The following is a 15,552-nucleotide window of genomic DNA, read 5'->3' as shown; positions in this document are numbered from 1 at the left end:
TTCATTTTTCATGACTAAAATTTATGATTTTTTAAAGTCATTAGTAAATAACAACAAACATTTATTTTTTTTAAAAATGAAATTTTATCATTTGAAAAATAAATATAGAAAGCAAATTATAGGAAAAAACAATCTCATTATTAATGATGGTGTATTATTAAATGTGAGATATGATATTATTGGTAATAATAATAGAATTGAGATAATGAGTAAATCTCTTTTGTCAAATTTAACTATTTATATGAGAGGAGATAATCATAAATTGAAAATCGATGAAGAGTGTATTGTTAAAGGCGGAGAGATTTGGTTTGAAGATAGTTTCTGCGAAATAAATATTGGCAAAAAGACTACAATTGAATCAGCACATTTTGCAGTAACAGAAATACAAAGCTCTATTTTTGTTGGAGAGGATTGTATGTTTTCTAATGAAATTGAATTAAGGACCGGAGATTCGCACGCTATCATTGATCTTATTAAAAATGTTAAAATAAATAAAGCTCAAAATATTATTGTAGGTAATCATGTATGGATTGGGTCGGGGGCTAAGATTTTAAAAGGAGTTTGTGTTGGTAACAATAGTATTATTGGTACCGGATCAATCGTTACCAAGAATATTCCAAATAATTCGATTGCAGCGGGAGTTCCTTCTAAAATTGTAAAAACTGATATTACTTGGGAAAGAGATCGCTTTTATAATTAGTCAAAAAAAAGTAGTTAAAACGTAATTGGGTTATAAAAAACAATGATTAAACTATCCGTAATAACAGTAGTATATAATAATATTGAGCATATTGAAGCTACTATTTTAAATATATTAGAATTAAAAGAAAAGAATAATAATATTGAATATGTCATTATTGATGGAGGTTCTACAGATGGTACATGTGATATAATTAAAAAATACATCGACAATATTTCTTGCTTTGTTTCTGAACCAGATAATGGAATTTATGATGCAATGAATAAGGGAATTAATTTATCAAAAGGAGAATGGTTAATTTTTATGAATAGTGGGGATTTATTTCATAATAATGATTTTTATAAAAATATATTTTCTGATATTAATAATATTGATCAATATGATATTGTATACGGAAATACTTTGGCAAAAAATGAAGGAAAGATTCTTCTAATACCATATAAGATAATAAAACCTAATTTCTTTTTTTTAAATACAATTTGCCATCAAAGTGTTTTTTTTAATAAAAGAGTATTTAATAAAATTGGTCTCTATGATCTAGATTATAAAATTATTTCAGACAGAGACCTTTTATATAGAATTTCAAACGCGGAAGGTAAATTTTATTATGTTGAGGATATTATAAGTATTTGGGACGAAGAAGGTTTCTCAAAAGATAATTTATCTGTGTTTTTTAGAGAAGATAAATTCTTTACTAGAAAAAATTTCAATTTTTTTGAAAGAAGCTTTTTAAGACTTGAAAGAAAATTTAAAAACGGATTAAATAAATTTTTAAAGGCTTAAATATTATTATAATTCTAAAATAAGGGAATCTCGAAAGGGATATGCTTTTAAATCATTACTAACTAAACAAGAGTTTTAATAAGTTGAGAGAAATTCAAGCTGACTTAAAAAAATATGGAATGTTATATGTTCTTATTTTTTTGCATCTTTTTGGAGGGGTTATAGCTGATTTTGCTATCATAGTAAGTTCATTTTATGCTTTTTTTTATTTTTCGTTAAAAAAAGAAATTGATCTATATGTAGTTTTCTTATTGCTGTATACCAATATTTGTATGGGGCAAAATTCAGACGCTGAAAACGTAAGTAATATTAATGTTGGTATTTATGCACTTTTTAAAAATGTATTAATAATAGGTCCAATAGCCTTATCGACTAAATTCGCTTTTGCACTTGCTGTACCTGTAAGGGCACTATTGAATTTTGCAAAAACAAAACCCTATTGGTTAGTCGGAATATGGTTTTTAACAGTTTTATTTTCTATAATTGGTTTATTTATATCATTTTTTTCAGGAGCAGAAAATAAGGCAGGACTTACTGTTGGTTTTAGAATTGTGTTAACAATGGGAGTGGTATTATTACCACAGTTGGTATCATCTAAAGAGAGATTTTTAAAGCAATTTGACAAAATTTTTATTTTATCAGCAGTTTCTTTATCTCTTGGATTGATGAATGCTCACTGGCTTTTTATAACTTTTGGGTTTTTGCCATACTTATGGTTTAGATTTAAATCATTTCCTTTAAAGTTTGTACTTCTTTTATGTTTAGGCAGAACATTAATAGGCCTTGAAACTACAATTACTATTGTTGCAATGATAGTTTTAAGTTTTATATTTTTAATTTTTGCGAAGGTTGATATTTTTAATAAAAAAAAATTAAAATATCTGGGACCTTTATTTATTTTAATACCTATTCTTATAACAATTTATGTAGTTCGGATGCCAGTAGATAAACTCGGTTATGATTTTACGAGTGTAATGGGATATGTTAAGTTTAAATTAATCGGTGATCGAAAGCCGATTTGGGACGCATCGTTTCTTCAAATTAGTTCGCAGAATTTTTTTATAGCTCCAGCTGGTAGTTCCCTTGAAGTTTATTTCGACTATATTGATAAATGGACAGAATGGTCTGAAGGTTCACATAATATTTTTTTAGAAATTGGACGTCAGACAAGCTATTTTTCAATGTTGTTTTATGCTGGATTAATTTATAAAACGATGTATTACGCTTACAAAAATCTGACTGATAAAGTAGATTGTTATATTTTACTTTCCTTTACATCTATTTATCTTGCGTTTGGATTGTCAGGTCAACATATTGTTTATGATGGAGTAGGATTTATGTTTTGGTTATTCATTGCTCAGTTCTCAAAAATTAAAATTAGAAAAAATGAAAATATTACATGTCTCGGCGGCTAATTCTACAGCAGGAGCAGGGATAGCTTGTGTTAAATTGCATGAAGCATTACTTAATAAGAATGTTGAATCGAAAATACTATTTTTAAATGAACAGCCTAAAGAAATTGAGCATGTATCATTTTATGAAAATACTAAATTAAAAAAGATAAAACGTATATTATTAACTTTTGCAGATAGAGTTCTTCTTAAATTTTATATAAAAAAAAAGCGAGAAATATTTTCACCCGGTATATTTGGTATTGATCTTTCCACAAATTCAGAAGTTCAAAATGCGGATATTATTCATCTTCATTGGATTAATCATGCATTTGTAGATATTAAGAATTTACCAAAGTTAAACAAACCAATCGTGTGGACGATGCATGACTGTTGGGTTTTTACTGGAGGATGTCACTACTTTTTATCTTGTGAGAATTTTAAAAGTAATTGCGGCAATTGTCAAGTTTTAAATAGTGGTAAACAAAATGATTTGTCGCGTTATGTATTTAATAGGAAGAAAAAATATTACCCAAATACAAAAATTCAGTATGTCGCAATAAGTAGCTGGATGAAAGGACAAGCTAAAAGTGGTTCTCTCCTGAAAAAAGAATCTATTGAGGTAGTACCAAGTGGTATAGATTGTAATATCTACTATTTTGGTTATGATTTTGAGTTACGTGAAAAACTTAATATTAAAATGCATGATACTGTCGTTTTAATTGGAGCCCAACATTTAAATACTCCTTTTAAAGGAGTTCAGTTAAGCATAGATGCAATAAATAAGTATAACGAAAAAAAGTTAAAAGTAATAACATTTGGTGGCGGAAAGATAGTTTTATCAAATCCAATTCATGAAGTTATCAATTATGGTTTTGTTTCAAGTGCAGTAGAAATGGCCAAATTATATAGTATCGCAGATGTTTTTTTGTGTACATCGGTAGCCGAAGGTTTTGGAATGACTGTAGCCGAAGCACAATGTTGCGGTACACCAGCAATTGCTTTTGAAGAGACAGGACCTAGTGATATTATCAATCATAAGATAACAGGATATTTAGCAAAATTTAGAGATATTGATGATATTGTCAATGGATTAGATTACTGCTTAAATAATAAATTCGATAAAAAAAGCATTGCAATAGATTCAGAAAAGAAATTTTCAATAAAGAATTGTGCAATTAAGTATAGTTCTATTTATAATCAAATTTTAAGTGAGAAATAGAAAAAGTAACGTCAGTACGTCGATTTTTGTTGGCAATTATTTGGATGAAAATATACAAAAGGAACGAAGTTTAATTGCACCAAATCCAGCTGGTTCTAATCGAATGTGGAGATTGTCTAGAGCATTAAAATCTGCTGGATTTTTGCCATATATAATTTCTCCCGCGTGTAGTGCAAGAATTAAGTTTGATGCTAGAATAATACATCCAGCAAGAATTACTAGAAAAAATGGAGTTGTAATTATTTATGCTACTGCATTATCTATTCCTTATTTGAGTATTTTGTTCGAGTTTTTTTCGATGTCATTACTATTTTTGAGTTTAACTTTTCGAAAAAATGTAAAAATAACAATATTATATTGCTATTATCCATCAACTGTCTTTGTTGGGGTGCTTGCTAAAATTCAGAAAATTAAAATTATTGAAGATTTAGAAGATATTGTTACACCTAAAATTACTGATTGGTTTAAAAAAAATCTTATGTTTTCATTGCAGCAAGCAATTGGAGTTACTTTAATGAAGATATCTATATGGTTAGCTGATTTGGTTATAATACCATCTTCAAAGTTTGTTTTTAATGGGATAAAAAATAAAAATGTTTTAGTAGTTGACGGATGTATTGATGTTAAAGAAACTCCTAGGTTAATTTTAGAGAATGGAAATATTACAGTTCTATTAGCTGGTATGCTTGATGAAGAACAAGGTATAGAATTATATATAGATACTTTAAGTATATTAAATCAAGATAAACATTTAGCAAAAAAAATTAAATTTCATATTTGCGGTATTTCTTTAGAAGAAGAATCACTAAAATTGCGTCTTGCTGCTTTCAATAATTTGGATATAACTTATTTTGGTTTTACAAGTTCAATGGAGTTTACCTCTATTTTGAATAATGCAGATGTTTGTCTGGTTTTGCAAAATCCTAATGGACGAAATTCCCAGCAAAAAACTCCATCAAAAGGATATGAATATATGGCTTCTGGTAAATGCGTGATAGTTACTCCTATTGGAGATTATGTAAATTTACCTAGTAATACTTGTTTTTTATTAGATGATTATGTTCCAGAAAATATTATATCTGTTTTAAGTACATTGAACGATGAAATTATTAGCAAAACTGGCAAAAATGCAAAACAGTTTGCAAAAGAAAATTGGGGATTTGAAAATGTAGGAAATAAAATAATTAATTGTCTAAACAGATGAAACAACTTATTGTAACATGCCTGCCTAGTTTCTATAAAAATATTGCATTTAGAAAAATAGCAGAACAAAGTGAACTTAAAGTTTTTTTTACCTACGATTCTAAGATAAAACGAACTGGAGACTTTTTTCGATATGGTTTAGAAAAAAAAAATATTGTTACAAGTAGAAATGTATTATTAAACCTTAAAAATTTATATCTAGAAAGTAGAAAGGCTGATTTTACAATATTAGGTGGCTGGGACGATTTCCATTTTTGGTTTCTGAGATTGGTGGTGCCAAAACGAAAACTTAAATTAATAGTCGAATCTACTATTTATGAATTTCGAGAATCAAAATTAGCAACACCATTAAAAAGATTTTTTGTTAGAGGAATTTCTGAATGTATTGTAAGTGGACAGCCCCACAGTAGATTAGTAGAGCATTTAGGTTTTAAAGGGAATATTAAAGTGTCAAAAGGGGTCGGCATATTAGATTTTGATTATTTACCTAGATCAAAATCTACACCATCTAAAATATTGAACTTTTTATATGTTGGACGTGTCTCAAAGGACAAAGGCTTAGATTTGCTATTTGATTTTTTTCTTACTAATGAACATTTAAATCTAAACATCGTAGGAACTATTGAAGACGACAAATATTACAGCTTAATTGATAATATGAAAAATGTTAACTTTTTAGGTTATAAAAATCGTTTAGAATTAAAAGATGTATATAGTGTTAACGATGTATTTATTTTGGCATCAAAAATGGAAACATGGGGTTTAGTAATTGAAGAGGCATTATATCATGGATTACCTGTTGTAGTATCGGATAAAGTAGGTTGTAATGAAGACTTGGTGAATGCATATAATGTAGGTCAAGTTTTTATTATGGATGATTTAATTGATTTAAATCGTAAAATAGAAAGAATTACAGATATCAATCAGTATAATATTCATACTACAAATATTAATGCTATTGATTTTAATGCCATTTCTAATAATTATATAAATTGTTTTTTATGATTAGAAGGTTGAAAATGTTTTTGGGTAGAATAATATTAAAATTAATGCCGTTACAGGCTTTTCCCAAAATGAACAGATTATGTTATGCACTAATGGGACATAAACTTGGTAATGGAGTAGTAATTTATAGTTCAGTTGAAATGCTTGGCATAACTAGAATTAAAATAGGTGATAATTCTTTTGTTGGACATAAGACGCTTTTTATGGGTGGAGATTCTTCTATTGTAGTAGGAAGTAATTGTGATATTTCATCAAATGTTAGTTTAATATGTGGATCCCATGAAATAGGTGATAACAAAAGAAGAGCAGGTAAAGGAATAAGTAAAGATATCACGATCGGAAACGGAGTCTGGATAGGATATGGTAGCTTAATCTTAGGAGGTGCAACAATAGGGGATGGGGCAATTATAGCTGCAGGAAGCTTAGTTAATAAATCTGTTCCAAAAGATACAATCTACGGTGGTGTTCCAGCAAAAGAGATTAGAAAATTATAAGTCAGGAGATCATAATTCCCAAAAAGATGTTTGTGTTTAATTACGATTTTTTCACAGTTTAAATGAAATACTTTGATTGAATTGTTTAAAGATAAATATCGGAGTAGCTGATAAACTTTGCAATGGTTAAAAAAAAATGGATAAAAATAAAATACAAATACATGCCACTAATATAAACGGGTTGGGCGCTTCTCAGGTTGTTATTTCTTTTCTAGAAGCTTCTTCTTCTTTGGGATTTTTACAAAACACAACAGTATTTCTACCAAGTGATAGTTTTAATTTTAATGCTGAAAATACTAAAATTAGAATATATAAAAGATTTTTACCAAATCCCATTTCAAGATTTATAGAGTGTTTTTTTTCAAGTTTTATTTTTTCAAATGTGCCTACAATTGTTTTAGGAGATATACCTCTAAGAGGAATTCATAATCAAGTCGTCTTGGTTCATCAGCCAAATTTAGTATATCCAAAAATTAATAAGTTTTCAGGAAAAAGTCTTAAATTCAGAATAAATAGATTCTTGTTTTCGATTAATCAGGTTTATGCTAAAAAAATAATAGTTCAGACTGGAGCTATTGCTGAGGAAATGATTAAATCTTATCCAGCTATAAAGGATAAAATAGTTGTTATCCCTCAACCAGTACCTAATTGGCTAGATAAAAATAAAACTGCTAATTCAGTAAAGGAATCTAAAATAAAACTATTTTATCCTTCAGCCTTTTACCCACATAAAAAGCATGAGTTTTTATTGAAAATTAATGAATATTTGTTGAAAGAGAATATTCAGGATAATGGTTTTGAGATTTGGCTGACATTAAAAGAAGAAGAATTTGAAGCATTTAAACATATTGCCTTCTTGAAAAATTTAGGAAGATTAAGTACATCAGAAATGAATGATTATTATAAAAAAGCGGATGCGCTCCTTTTTATATCATCAATGGAAAGTTATGGATTGCCTTTAATTGAATCTTTAACTATTGATTTACCAATTATTGTTGCAGATTTTAACTATTCAAGATGGATGTGCGAAAATTCAGCCTACTATTTTACCCCTTATGATGAAAAATCTTTTTTAAAAGCAATTGATGATTTCACAGATGATTATCGATTAGGTGTTAAAGTTAATTATACTACAGTTTTAGAAAAATTTCCAAATAATTGGGAAGATGTAGCTAATAGTTTTAATTATTTATTATCTTCTAATTGATAATTGATGAAAAAGTAATTTTTAGCGGAATAATACAGCTAAAAATTAGAGATTAGTTGTGTTTACCCTGATATATATTTTCCATAAGGAAGCTTGTTGATAATATATATCAGTAAGGTTGAAATTGTTAAACATAATAAAGAAGTTACTGGAATTCCAATTAAAGGATGAATAAAGAAACAGGTGATTCCCGCTTTTGTAAGAAATGCTAAAACTAATACATGTACTAAATAAATACCATAACTAAATTTATTGATTAAATTTAAAAAGTTAAGAAAAAATATACTCTTTATATTTTTGTCCTTAATATATAGATAAATACCCATTGAGCACATTAATACATTAAATGTTAAATACTCATAGTATAATTCATCCATTTTTCCTTTAATCTTATATAAGAAGAAGGTTCCTACAATTGTTATTAATAAGCCTGTAAAAAATAGAATAAAAGCTATAAGATTCTTTTTGGTAGAATTCTCAAAACTAATCTTTCTTAAATAATATCCTAAGATAGCATACCCTAGAAAACCAGTAAAATGAGAAAGATCTAATTTAGTACTGAATATTGAGAAAATTGGATAAGTATATAAAATTGTAATTAACCAAATTGACAAAAAATATAAGACCTCTTTATTCGTACTGTTTTTTATCCATTTACTAATTATTGGAGTGAAAATATAAATGCCTAATAATGTATATACAAACCAAAGATGATAGGAACTGCCATTTTTAAATTGATCAATTGTAAACATAAAAACTTGAAAAAAATCTAAATGTTCTTTGTGCATTATTTTAATCACTAAACTAAATAAAATATAAGGAATGCTCCAAAAAAGAAATGGAAGTACAACTTTAAAAAATCTCTTTTTTAAAAAAACGTCAATAGCATATTCCTTATCAAAAAGCAGAGAACCTGTTAGCATAAAGAAAATAGGGACACTAAATCTAACAGAGCTTTGAATAATATTTCCAATCCACCAATTAGAAAGAGATTCCATACTTGTTAATAAGGGAGCCGTAACATGTAATATAATTACAGAAACGGTAGCCAGGGCTCTTAGGCTATCCGCCCATTGTAATTTAGTTTCGTGCATTTTTTTTTACGAAGATATGGAACTTAAATATTATAATTTTTAGAAAAAATGTAATTTAATTTTTTCATTTTTGTTTAGAAGTTAATAAGCAATGAGGTAAAAAAGTTTTTATAAAATAGTCAAATTTATAAATCAATATAAGAATTTAATAATGAAAATTTCCATAATAACAGTTTGTTATAATAGCTCAATTACCATTGAGAAAACAATCTTGTCAGTTAAAAATCAAACATATAAAAATATAGAATATATAATTGTTGATGGAAATTCAAAAGACTCAACTGTTACTATTATTGAAAAACATAACGATGTAATTTCTAAATGGATATCAGAACCAGATAAAGGCCTTTATGATGCTATGAATAAAGGAATAGCAATGGCCTCAGGAGATCTAATTGGAATTTTGAATTCTGATGATGTTTTTAATTCGACATTTGTTATTGAAGAAATAGTAGATTTTCATAAAAAAAATGATATTGATGCATCAATTGGAAATATTGTACAGAAGAAAGATAATGGTAAGATTGTACGACTTTATTCTTCTAAATATTGGAATCCTGATAAACTTAGAATAGGTTTTATGCCTCCGCATCCTTCCATCTTTTTTAAAAAAGAGCTTTTTTCTAAATTTGGAGTTTATGATTTAGGTTTTAAAATAGGCGCAGATTATGAGTTGATTACTCGATTTTTTTTGAAGAATAAAATTAGTTGGAAATATTCTTCAATCATAACAACATCAATGCTAGTAGGTGGTTTAAGTAGTTCTGGATCTTCTTCGTATAAATTAATTACAAAAGAAATTCAAAAGGCTCTTACTATGAATGATATGGCTTTTTCCTCTTCAAAGATAAAAATGCGTTTTTTTTGGAAAATAATAGGATATTTGAAAAGATGAAAATAACAATAACAGGTGCATCAGGTTTTGTAGGTACAAATCTTAAACAATATTTGGAAAAAGATCATGAGATCGATTGTTTAAGTGTGAGGTATATTCCAGAGCAAAAACTTAGTATAAATACGGATGTGATTATTCACTTATCAGGGAAGGCACACGATTTAAAAAAAGTAGCTGATCCTTTAGAATATTATCATGCGAACTTTGAATTGACCAGGCAGTTGTTTGATGCTTTTATTTCTTCTTCTTCAAAAATATTTGTTTTTATGAGTACAGTTAAAGCGGCAGCTGATCAAGTAAATGGAATTTTAACAGAAGAATTTGAAACTAATCCGAAGACACACTATGGCATTGCGAAAAGAAAAGCAGAGGAATATATTTTAAATACTAGACTACCTGATTATAAAAGAGTATATATTTTGAGACCTTGTATGATACATGGTCCAGGAAATAAGGGGAATTTAAATCTTTTATATAATGTTGTGTCAAAAGGAATACCTTGGCCATTAGGAAATTTTGAGAATAAACGTTCATTTTTGAATATTGAAAATCTCTGTTTTTTTGTTGGTGAAATTATTGATAATGATTCAGTTATTTCAGGTATCTACAATTTGGCTGATGATGAAAATCTCTCAACAAACGAATTAATTAATTTAATTGGTAGAAGTTTAAAAAAGAAAAATTTAATTTTAAATATTAATTCGTCTTTCATCAGGTTGTTCGCTAAATTTGGGGATTATGCCAAATTACCTTTAAATACAGAACGTTTAGATAAATTGACTGAAAACTACATAGTTAGTAATAAGAAAATAAAGAGTGCTATTAAAAAAGATTTACCGATATCAGCAGAAATAGGATTAATTAAAACTTTTGAATCTTTTAAGAAAAAATAAAATAACTGAAATAAATAATAAAATAATAAAATAATAAAAATGAAAATTGCTCTTATAACAGGTATTACCGGACAAGATGGTTCGTATTTGGCAGAATTATTATTAGAAAAAGGATATATGGTCCATGGTGTTAAAAGAAGAGCTTCTTCTTTTAATACTCAACGTATTGATCACATATACCAAGATCAGCACGAAACTCACGTAAATTTTAAATTGCATTACGGAGACTTGACAGATTCAACAAATGTTATTAGAATTATTCAAGAAGTACAGCCTGATGAAATATATAATTTAGGAGCAATGAGCCATGTAAAGGTTTCTTTCGATTCGCCAGAGTATGTTGCAAATGTTGATGGTATTGGTACACTACGAATTTTAGAAGCTGTACGTATTTTAGGTTTGGAAAAGAAAACACGTATATATCAAGCATCGACATCTGAGTTATACGGAGGTTTAGCAGAGAATAAGAATGAGAAAGGACTTTATGATGAGCATTCACCATTTTATCCACGTTCTCCTTATGGCGTGGCAAAAATTTATGGTTTCTGGATTACAAAAAATTATAGAGAAGCTTATGACATATTTGCTTGTAATGGAATTTTGTTTAACCACGAATCTCCGCGTAGAGGAGAAACTTTTGTGACTCGTAAAATTACTATGGCTACAGCTGCAATTGCTTTAGGAGAGCAGGATTGCTTGTACTTAGGTAATTTAGATGCTCAACGTGATTGGGGACATGCTAAAGACTATGTAGAAGCTATGTGGAGAATTCTTCAGCAAGATGTTGCAGAAGATTACGTTATTGCAATGGGAGAAACTACTTATGTTCGTGATTTTGTTAAGATGTCATTTGCAGAAGTAGGAGTAGATATTGAATTTAGAGGAGAAGGTGTTGAAGAAAAAGGATATGTTGTTTCTTGTAGTAATTCAAGTTATCAACTAGAAGTTGGAAAACAAGTTATTGCTGTAGATCCACAATACTTCCGTCCAACAGAAGTAGACCTGTTAATTGGGGATCCAACAAAATCAAAAACAAAATTAGGATGGGTGCCTAAATATGATTTGGCCGGATTAGTAAAAGAAATGATGGTGTCTGATCTAGAATATGTTCAAAGAGAGAAAATGTTAAATGAAGTTAGATCGGCTGTTAGATATTAATTTAGATCTAAATTTATTAAGAAAAAAAACAATGAATTTACAAGATAAAATATATATAGCTGGACATAGAGGTATGGTAGGTTCGGCTATTTTACGTCAATTAAAACAAAAAGGATATACAAATTTTGTATTGAAGACTTCTTCAGAACTAGATTTAAGAAATCAACAAGCAGTGTCAGATTTTTTTGCTCAAGAGAAACCTGATTTTGTTTTTTTAGCGGCAGCAAAAGTTGGTGGAATTATAGCAAATAATACGTATAGAGGAGATTTTATTTATGAAAATTTGATGATACAAAATAATATCATACATCAGTCTTATCTAAATAATGTAAAGAAATTAATGTTTTTAGGTTCTTCATGTATTTATCCTAAGATGGCTCCTCAGCCATTAAAGGAAGAATACATGCTTACAGGAGAATTAGAGCCTACAAATGAGCCTTATGCAATTGCAAAAATTGCAGGAATTAAAATGTGTGATGCATATAGAGATCAATTTGGGTGTAATTTTATTTCGGTAATGCCAACTAATTTGTATGGGCCTAATGATAACTACGATTTGAAAAACTCTCATGTTCTTCCAGCAATGTTAAGGAAATTTATTACTGCAAAGCGTAATAATGATATTTCAGTTACTATTTGGGGAACAGGAAGTCCGAAAAGAGAGTTTTTACATGCCGATGATCTTGCTGAGGCTTGTTTATATTTAATGGAAAATTATAATGAACAAGGATTAGTAAATATTGGAGTTGGAGAAGACATTTCAATTTTAGATTTAGCTATTTTAGTAAAAAAAATAGTTGGCTTTGAAGGAGAAATTCTAACGGATACTTCTAAACCTGATGGAACTCCGCGCAAACTTATGGATGTTTCAAAATTAAACAGCTTTGGATGGAAAGCTAAAACGAGTTTAGAAGAAGGCATTCAAAAAGTTTACGACGAAATAAAAGATAATAATTGGGAATAATTTCATGTAATGGAATATACGATTTTAGGGATTATTTTAATGATCATTATGCTACTTTATTTTAAAGTTGCAGATCATTTCAATATAATTGATAAGCCCAATCAAAGAAGCTCGCATAAAGAAATTACATTAAGAGGAGGGGGAATAATTTTTTGGTTTTCTTCTTTGCTTTATTTTGTACAGCATTTTCAGAATAATTACTTTTTCTTCACAGGAATAACATTAGTTAGTCTAGTAAGTTTTTGGGATGACATTCAAAGTTTATCAAACAAGATTAGGATTTCTATTCATTTTCTTGCAATTACTTTGATTTTTTATGACTTGCATTTATTTCAGTTAATGCCAATTTGGAGTGTTGCAATTACATATGTATTAGCCATTGGTCTTATAAATGCCTATAATTTCATGGACGGAATCAATGGGATTACTGGTCTTTACACTTTAGTTGTTATGGGCTCATTGTTGTATGTTAATACAAAAATCCAACTTTTTACAGATGGTATGTTTATAAAATATGCAATGCTTGCAAGTTTGGTTTTTCTATTTTTTAATTATAGAAAGAGAGCAAAATGTTTTGCTGGGGATGTTGGAAGTATTGCTATAGCTTTTTGGATAATTTATTTAGTGTTAAAACTTATTCTAGTGACAGAATCGCTAATTTGGTTATTATTTTTAGCAGTATATGGAGTTGATGCAGTTTGCACAATTTTGCATAGACTTTATCTTAAGCAAAATATTTTCGAAGCGCATAGACTACACCTATATCAAGTATTAAGTAATGAATATAAAATTCAGCATCGATTAGTGTCGCTTTTTTATGCTTTATCACAGGCTGGAATTTCGTTATTAGTGATTTCTCTTTATCAGCAGGTTCAAGATGGAATTATATTCTTAGGTGTAATTCTACCATTATTATTCCTTTATTCATCTAAATTTTATTTATTAAACAAGAGTAATTTAAGATTGGATCATGGAGCCTAAATTAATTCAGGGAGGAAAATTTTTAGATAAAAGAGGTACTATTTCATATGTGAATGATTTTAGTTTTGCGGATATTGAAAGGTTTTACATTATTAGCAATTCTCTGGAAAATCCAATTAGAGCCTGGCAAGGCCATAAATTAGACGCTAAAAATTTTTATTGTCTTTCGGGTTCTTTTAATATTCATTTTATAAAAATTGATAATTGGGAGAATCCTTCGAAAGATTTAATTATTGAGACTGTTTTCGTTTCTGAACATGAAAGTAAAATTGTTCATATACCTGCGGGGTATGCAAATGCAATAGAATCTCTTGAAGAAAGTTCAAAACTAATATCCTTTTCTACATTGCCATTAGCAAATGTAAGTAATGATGATGTTCGTTATCCATCAGATTATTGGCTTTTCAAATAATGAAAGATAAGAGGATTCATTTGTCATTGTCTCAAGAAAGTGGTTATGAGCAAGAATATATTCAGAGAGCCCTAAAATCAAATTGGATTACTTCTGGAGGTCCAAATGTAGATGATTTTGAAAACAAACTTCAAGATTGGTTTAAAAATGAAAATTTTGTTACAGCATTAAATTCTGGAACGTCAGCCATACATTTGGCATTAATTTTATCAGGTGTTAGAGCTGGTGATGAAGTGATTTGTCAAAGTATGACTTTTTCTGCATCTGCAAATCCAATTTTGTATCAAAATGCAACTCCGATATTTGTTGATAGTGAGCTAGATACTTGGAATATTTGTCCCAAAAATCTGGAAATTGCAATAAAAGACCGAATTAAAAACGGTAAAAAGCCAAAAGCAATTGTAGCAGTTCACTTATATGGAATGCCCTATAAAGTTGATGAAATACATGCAATTGCAGATGAGTATGAAATACCAATTATTGAAGACAGCGCAGAGGCCTTAGGAAGTACTTACAAAGGAAAAAAATGTGGCAGTTTTGGCTCTTTTGGAGTTTTGTCGTTTAATGGAAATAAAATTATTACCTCTTCAAGTGGAGGAGCATTAGTAGTAAATTCAAAAGAAAAAAAAGAGAAAGCTATTTTTTATGCGACCCAATCTAAGGATAAAGCGGTTCATTATCAGCATAGTGAAGTGGGGTATAATTATAGAATGAGCAACATTTGTGCTGGTATTGGTCTCGGACAGATGAAAATTTTAGAACATAACATTAACATAAGAAGAGACAATCACTTGTTTTACAAAGAGATTTTTAAGGAAATTAAAAATGCAGAACTCTTTGATAATCCAAATGCAGATTTCGCATCTAATTATTGGTTAAATACGGTATTGTTAAAAACAAAACAAGAAAGGGAAAGTCTGAGACATGCTTTTGATGAAGTAAACATAGAAAGCCGTCCATTGTGGAAACCAATGCATTTACAGCCAGTTTTTCAAAATTATCCTTATTATGGAAACGGAACAGCAGAAAAATTATTTGAAAATGGGTTGTGTTTGCCGTCAGGCTCGAATCTAAGAAATCAAGATAAAAGCAGAATTAAAGAGGTTGTTATTGATTTCTTTAATAAATTATTATAAGATTTATTTTTTAA

The 15,552-nt window shown here is 28.6% G+C and carries 16 protein-coding genes; 15 read left to right on the top strand and 1 reads right to left on the bottom strand.

Features of this window, described 5'->3' with window-relative positions:
• Positions 1-10 precede the first annotated feature (10 nt).
• The 8 genes from ABTV69_RS01710 (at position 11) to ABTV69_RS01675 (ending at position 8,005) form a co-directional block, all read left to right on the top strand.
• On the top strand, positions 11-700 hold the full coding sequence (locus ABTV69_RS01710) for an acyltransferase (RefSeq protein WP_433833723.1): 690 nt from the start codon (positions 11-13) through the stop codon (positions 698-700).
• A gap of 42 nt (positions 701-742) precedes the next feature.
• Positions 743-1,483 (top strand): glycosyltransferase family 2 protein, encoded by a 741-nt coding sequence (locus ABTV69_RS01705; protein ID WP_433833721.1) that lies wholly within the window; start codon positions 743-745, stop codon positions 1,481-1,483.
• Between the two features lie 83 nt (positions 1,484-1,566).
• Entirely contained in the window at positions 1,567-2,898 is a 1,332-nt protein-coding gene (locus ABTV69_RS01700) for an O-antigen ligase family protein (RefSeq protein WP_433833720.1), read from the top strand.
• Positions 2,870-4,096 carry a glycosyltransferase gene (locus ABTV69_RS01695; protein WP_433833718.1) on the top strand — a complete coding sequence of 409 codons (1,227 nt, stop codon included), beginning with the start codon at positions 2,870-2,872 and terminating at the stop codon, positions 4,094-4,096. Before ABTV69_RS01700 ends, ABTV69_RS01695 begins: the two co-directional genes overlap by 29 nt.
• Positions 4,086-5,300: a glycosyltransferase gene (locus ABTV69_RS01690; RefSeq protein WP_433833716.1), complete on the top strand. Its 1,215-nt coding sequence runs from the start codon at positions 4,086-4,088 to the stop codon at positions 5,298-5,300. Before ABTV69_RS01695 ends, ABTV69_RS01690 begins: the two co-directional genes overlap by 11 nt.
• Positions 5,297-6,304, top strand: coding sequence for a glycosyltransferase family 4 protein (locus ABTV69_RS01685; RefSeq protein WP_433833714.1), 1,008 nt, complete (start codon positions 5,297-5,299; stop codon positions 6,302-6,304). Before ABTV69_RS01690 ends, ABTV69_RS01685 begins: the two co-directional genes overlap by 4 nt.
• A complete protein-coding gene (locus ABTV69_RS01680) occupies positions 6,301-6,798 on the top strand; it encodes an acyltransferase (protein ID WP_433833712.1) in 498 nt (165 codons plus the stop codon). Before ABTV69_RS01685 ends, ABTV69_RS01680 begins: the two co-directional genes overlap by 4 nt.
• Positions 6,799-6,934: 136 nt before the next feature.
• Entirely contained in the window at positions 6,935-8,005 is a 1,071-nt protein-coding gene (locus ABTV69_RS01675) for a glycosyltransferase (RefSeq protein ID WP_433833710.1), read from the top strand.
• 62 nt (positions 8,006-8,067) lie between these two features.
• Here ABTV69_RS01675 and ABTV69_RS01670 read toward each other — a convergent pair whose 3' ends face one another.
• Positions 8,068-9,099 (bottom strand): acyltransferase, encoded by a 1,032-nt coding sequence (locus tag ABTV69_RS01670; RefSeq protein WP_433833708.1) that lies wholly within the window; start codon positions 9,097-9,099, stop codon positions 8,068-8,070.
• Positions 9,100-9,250: 151 nt separating this feature from the next.
• On the opposite strand from ABTV69_RS01670, the gene ABTV69_RS01665 reads away from it, so the two are divergent.
• From ABTV69_RS01665 to ABTV69_RS01635, 7 genes are read left to right on the top strand one after another with little or no spacing between them, the layout of a single operon-like run.
• Positions 9,251-9,994, top strand: coding sequence for a glycosyltransferase family 2 protein (locus tag ABTV69_RS01665; RefSeq protein WP_433833706.1), 744 nt, complete (start codon positions 9,251-9,253; stop codon positions 9,992-9,994).
• The gene (locus ABTV69_RS01660) at positions 9,991-10,887 is read left to right on the top strand and encodes an NAD-dependent epimerase/dehydratase family protein (RefSeq protein WP_433833704.1); all 897 of its coding nucleotides are present in this window, start codon (positions 9,991-9,993) and stop codon (positions 10,885-10,887) included. The genes ABTV69_RS01665 and ABTV69_RS01660 overlap by 4 nt, the downstream gene beginning before the upstream one ends.
• Positions 10,888-10,926: 39 nt before the next feature.
• Positions 10,927-12,045, top strand: coding sequence for a GDP-mannose 4,6-dehydratase (gmd, locus tag ABTV69_RS01655; protein ID WP_433833702.1), 1,119 nt, complete (start codon positions 10,927-10,929; stop codon positions 12,043-12,045).
• Between the two features lie 31 nt (positions 12,046-12,076).
• Complete coding sequence (locus ABTV69_RS01650) at positions 12,077-13,009, top strand: GDP-L-fucose synthase family protein (protein ID WP_433833700.1); 933 nt, start codon at positions 12,077-12,079, stop codon at positions 13,007-13,009.
• A 9-nt stretch (positions 13,010-13,018) separates the two neighbouring features.
• Positions 13,019-13,990: an MraY family glycosyltransferase gene (locus tag ABTV69_RS01645; protein WP_433833698.1), complete on the top strand. Its 972-nt coding sequence runs from the start codon at positions 13,019-13,021 to the stop codon at positions 13,988-13,990.
• A complete protein-coding gene (locus ABTV69_RS01640) occupies positions 13,980-14,402 on the top strand; it encodes a hypothetical protein (RefSeq protein ID WP_433833696.1) in 423 nt (140 codons plus the stop codon). Before ABTV69_RS01645 ends, ABTV69_RS01640 begins: the two co-directional genes overlap by 11 nt.
• Positions 14,402-15,538, top strand: coding sequence for a DegT/DnrJ/EryC1/StrS family aminotransferase (locus tag ABTV69_RS01635; RefSeq protein ID WP_433833694.1), 1,137 nt, complete (start codon positions 14,402-14,404; stop codon positions 15,536-15,538). The genes ABTV69_RS01640 and ABTV69_RS01635 overlap by 1 nt, the downstream gene beginning before the upstream one ends.
• Positions 15,539-15,552 lie beyond the last annotated feature (14 nt).

The sequence above is a fragment of the Flavobacterium anhuiense genome, assembly GCF_050990855.1.
Classification (GTDB): domain Bacteria; phylum Bacteroidota; class Bacteroidia; order Flavobacteriales; family Flavobacteriaceae; genus Flavobacterium; species Flavobacterium anhuiense_C.
This window is presented reverse-complemented; position numbering and strand designations above follow the sequence as displayed.

What these genes read in the sequence shown, in the direction of transcription:
- ABTV69_RS01705 (WP_433833721.1), top strand. Translation starts at nt 743, where the DNA reads ATGATTAAACTATCCGTAATAACAGTAGTATATAATAATATTGAGCAT.
- ABTV69_RS01650 (WP_433833700.1), top strand. Translation starts at nt 12,077, where the DNA reads ATGAATTTACAAGATAAAATATATATAGCTGGACATAGAGGTATGGTA.
- ABTV69_RS01670 (WP_433833708.1), bottom strand. Translation starts at nt 9,099, where the DNA reads ATGCACGAAACTAAATTACAATGGGCGGATAGCCTAAGAGCCCTGGCT.
- ABTV69_RS01675 (WP_433833710.1), top strand. Translation starts at nt 6,935, where the DNA reads ATGGATAAAAATAAAATACAAATACATGCCACTAATATAAACGGGTTG.
- ABTV69_RS01665 (WP_433833706.1), top strand. Translation starts at nt 9,251, where the DNA reads ATGAAAATTTCCATAATAACAGTTTGTTATAATAGCTCAATTACCATT.
- ABTV69_RS01710 (WP_433833723.1), top strand. Translation starts at nt 11, where the DNA reads ATGACTAAAATTTATGATTTTTTAAAGTCATTAGTAAATAACAACAAA.
- gmd (WP_433833702.1), top strand. Translation starts at nt 10,927, where the DNA reads ATGAAAATTGCTCTTATAACAGGTATTACCGGACAAGATGGTTCGTAT.
- ABTV69_RS01680 (WP_433833712.1), top strand. Translation starts at nt 6,301, where the DNA reads ATGATTAGAAGGTTGAAAATGTTTTTGGGTAGAATAATATTAAAATTA.
- ABTV69_RS01640 (WP_433833696.1), top strand. Translation starts at nt 13,980, where the DNA reads ATGGAGCCTAAATTAATTCAGGGAGGAAAATTTTTAGATAAAAGAGGT.
- ABTV69_RS01660 (WP_433833704.1), top strand. Translation starts at nt 9,991, where the DNA reads ATGAAAATAACAATAACAGGTGCATCAGGTTTTGTAGGTACAAATCTT.
- ABTV69_RS01695 (WP_433833718.1), top strand. Translation starts at nt 2,870, where the DNA reads ATGAAAATATTACATGTCTCGGCGGCTAATTCTACAGCAGGAGCAGGG.
- ABTV69_RS01685 (WP_433833714.1), top strand. Translation starts at nt 5,297, where the DNA reads ATGAAACAACTTATTGTAACATGCCTGCCTAGTTTCTATAAAAATATT.
- ABTV69_RS01645 (WP_433833698.1), top strand. Translation starts at nt 13,019, where the DNA reads ATGGAATATACGATTTTAGGGATTATTTTAATGATCATTATGCTACTT.
- ABTV69_RS01635 (WP_433833694.1), top strand. Translation starts at nt 14,402, where the DNA reads ATGAAAGATAAGAGGATTCATTTGTCATTGTCTCAAGAAAGTGGTTAT.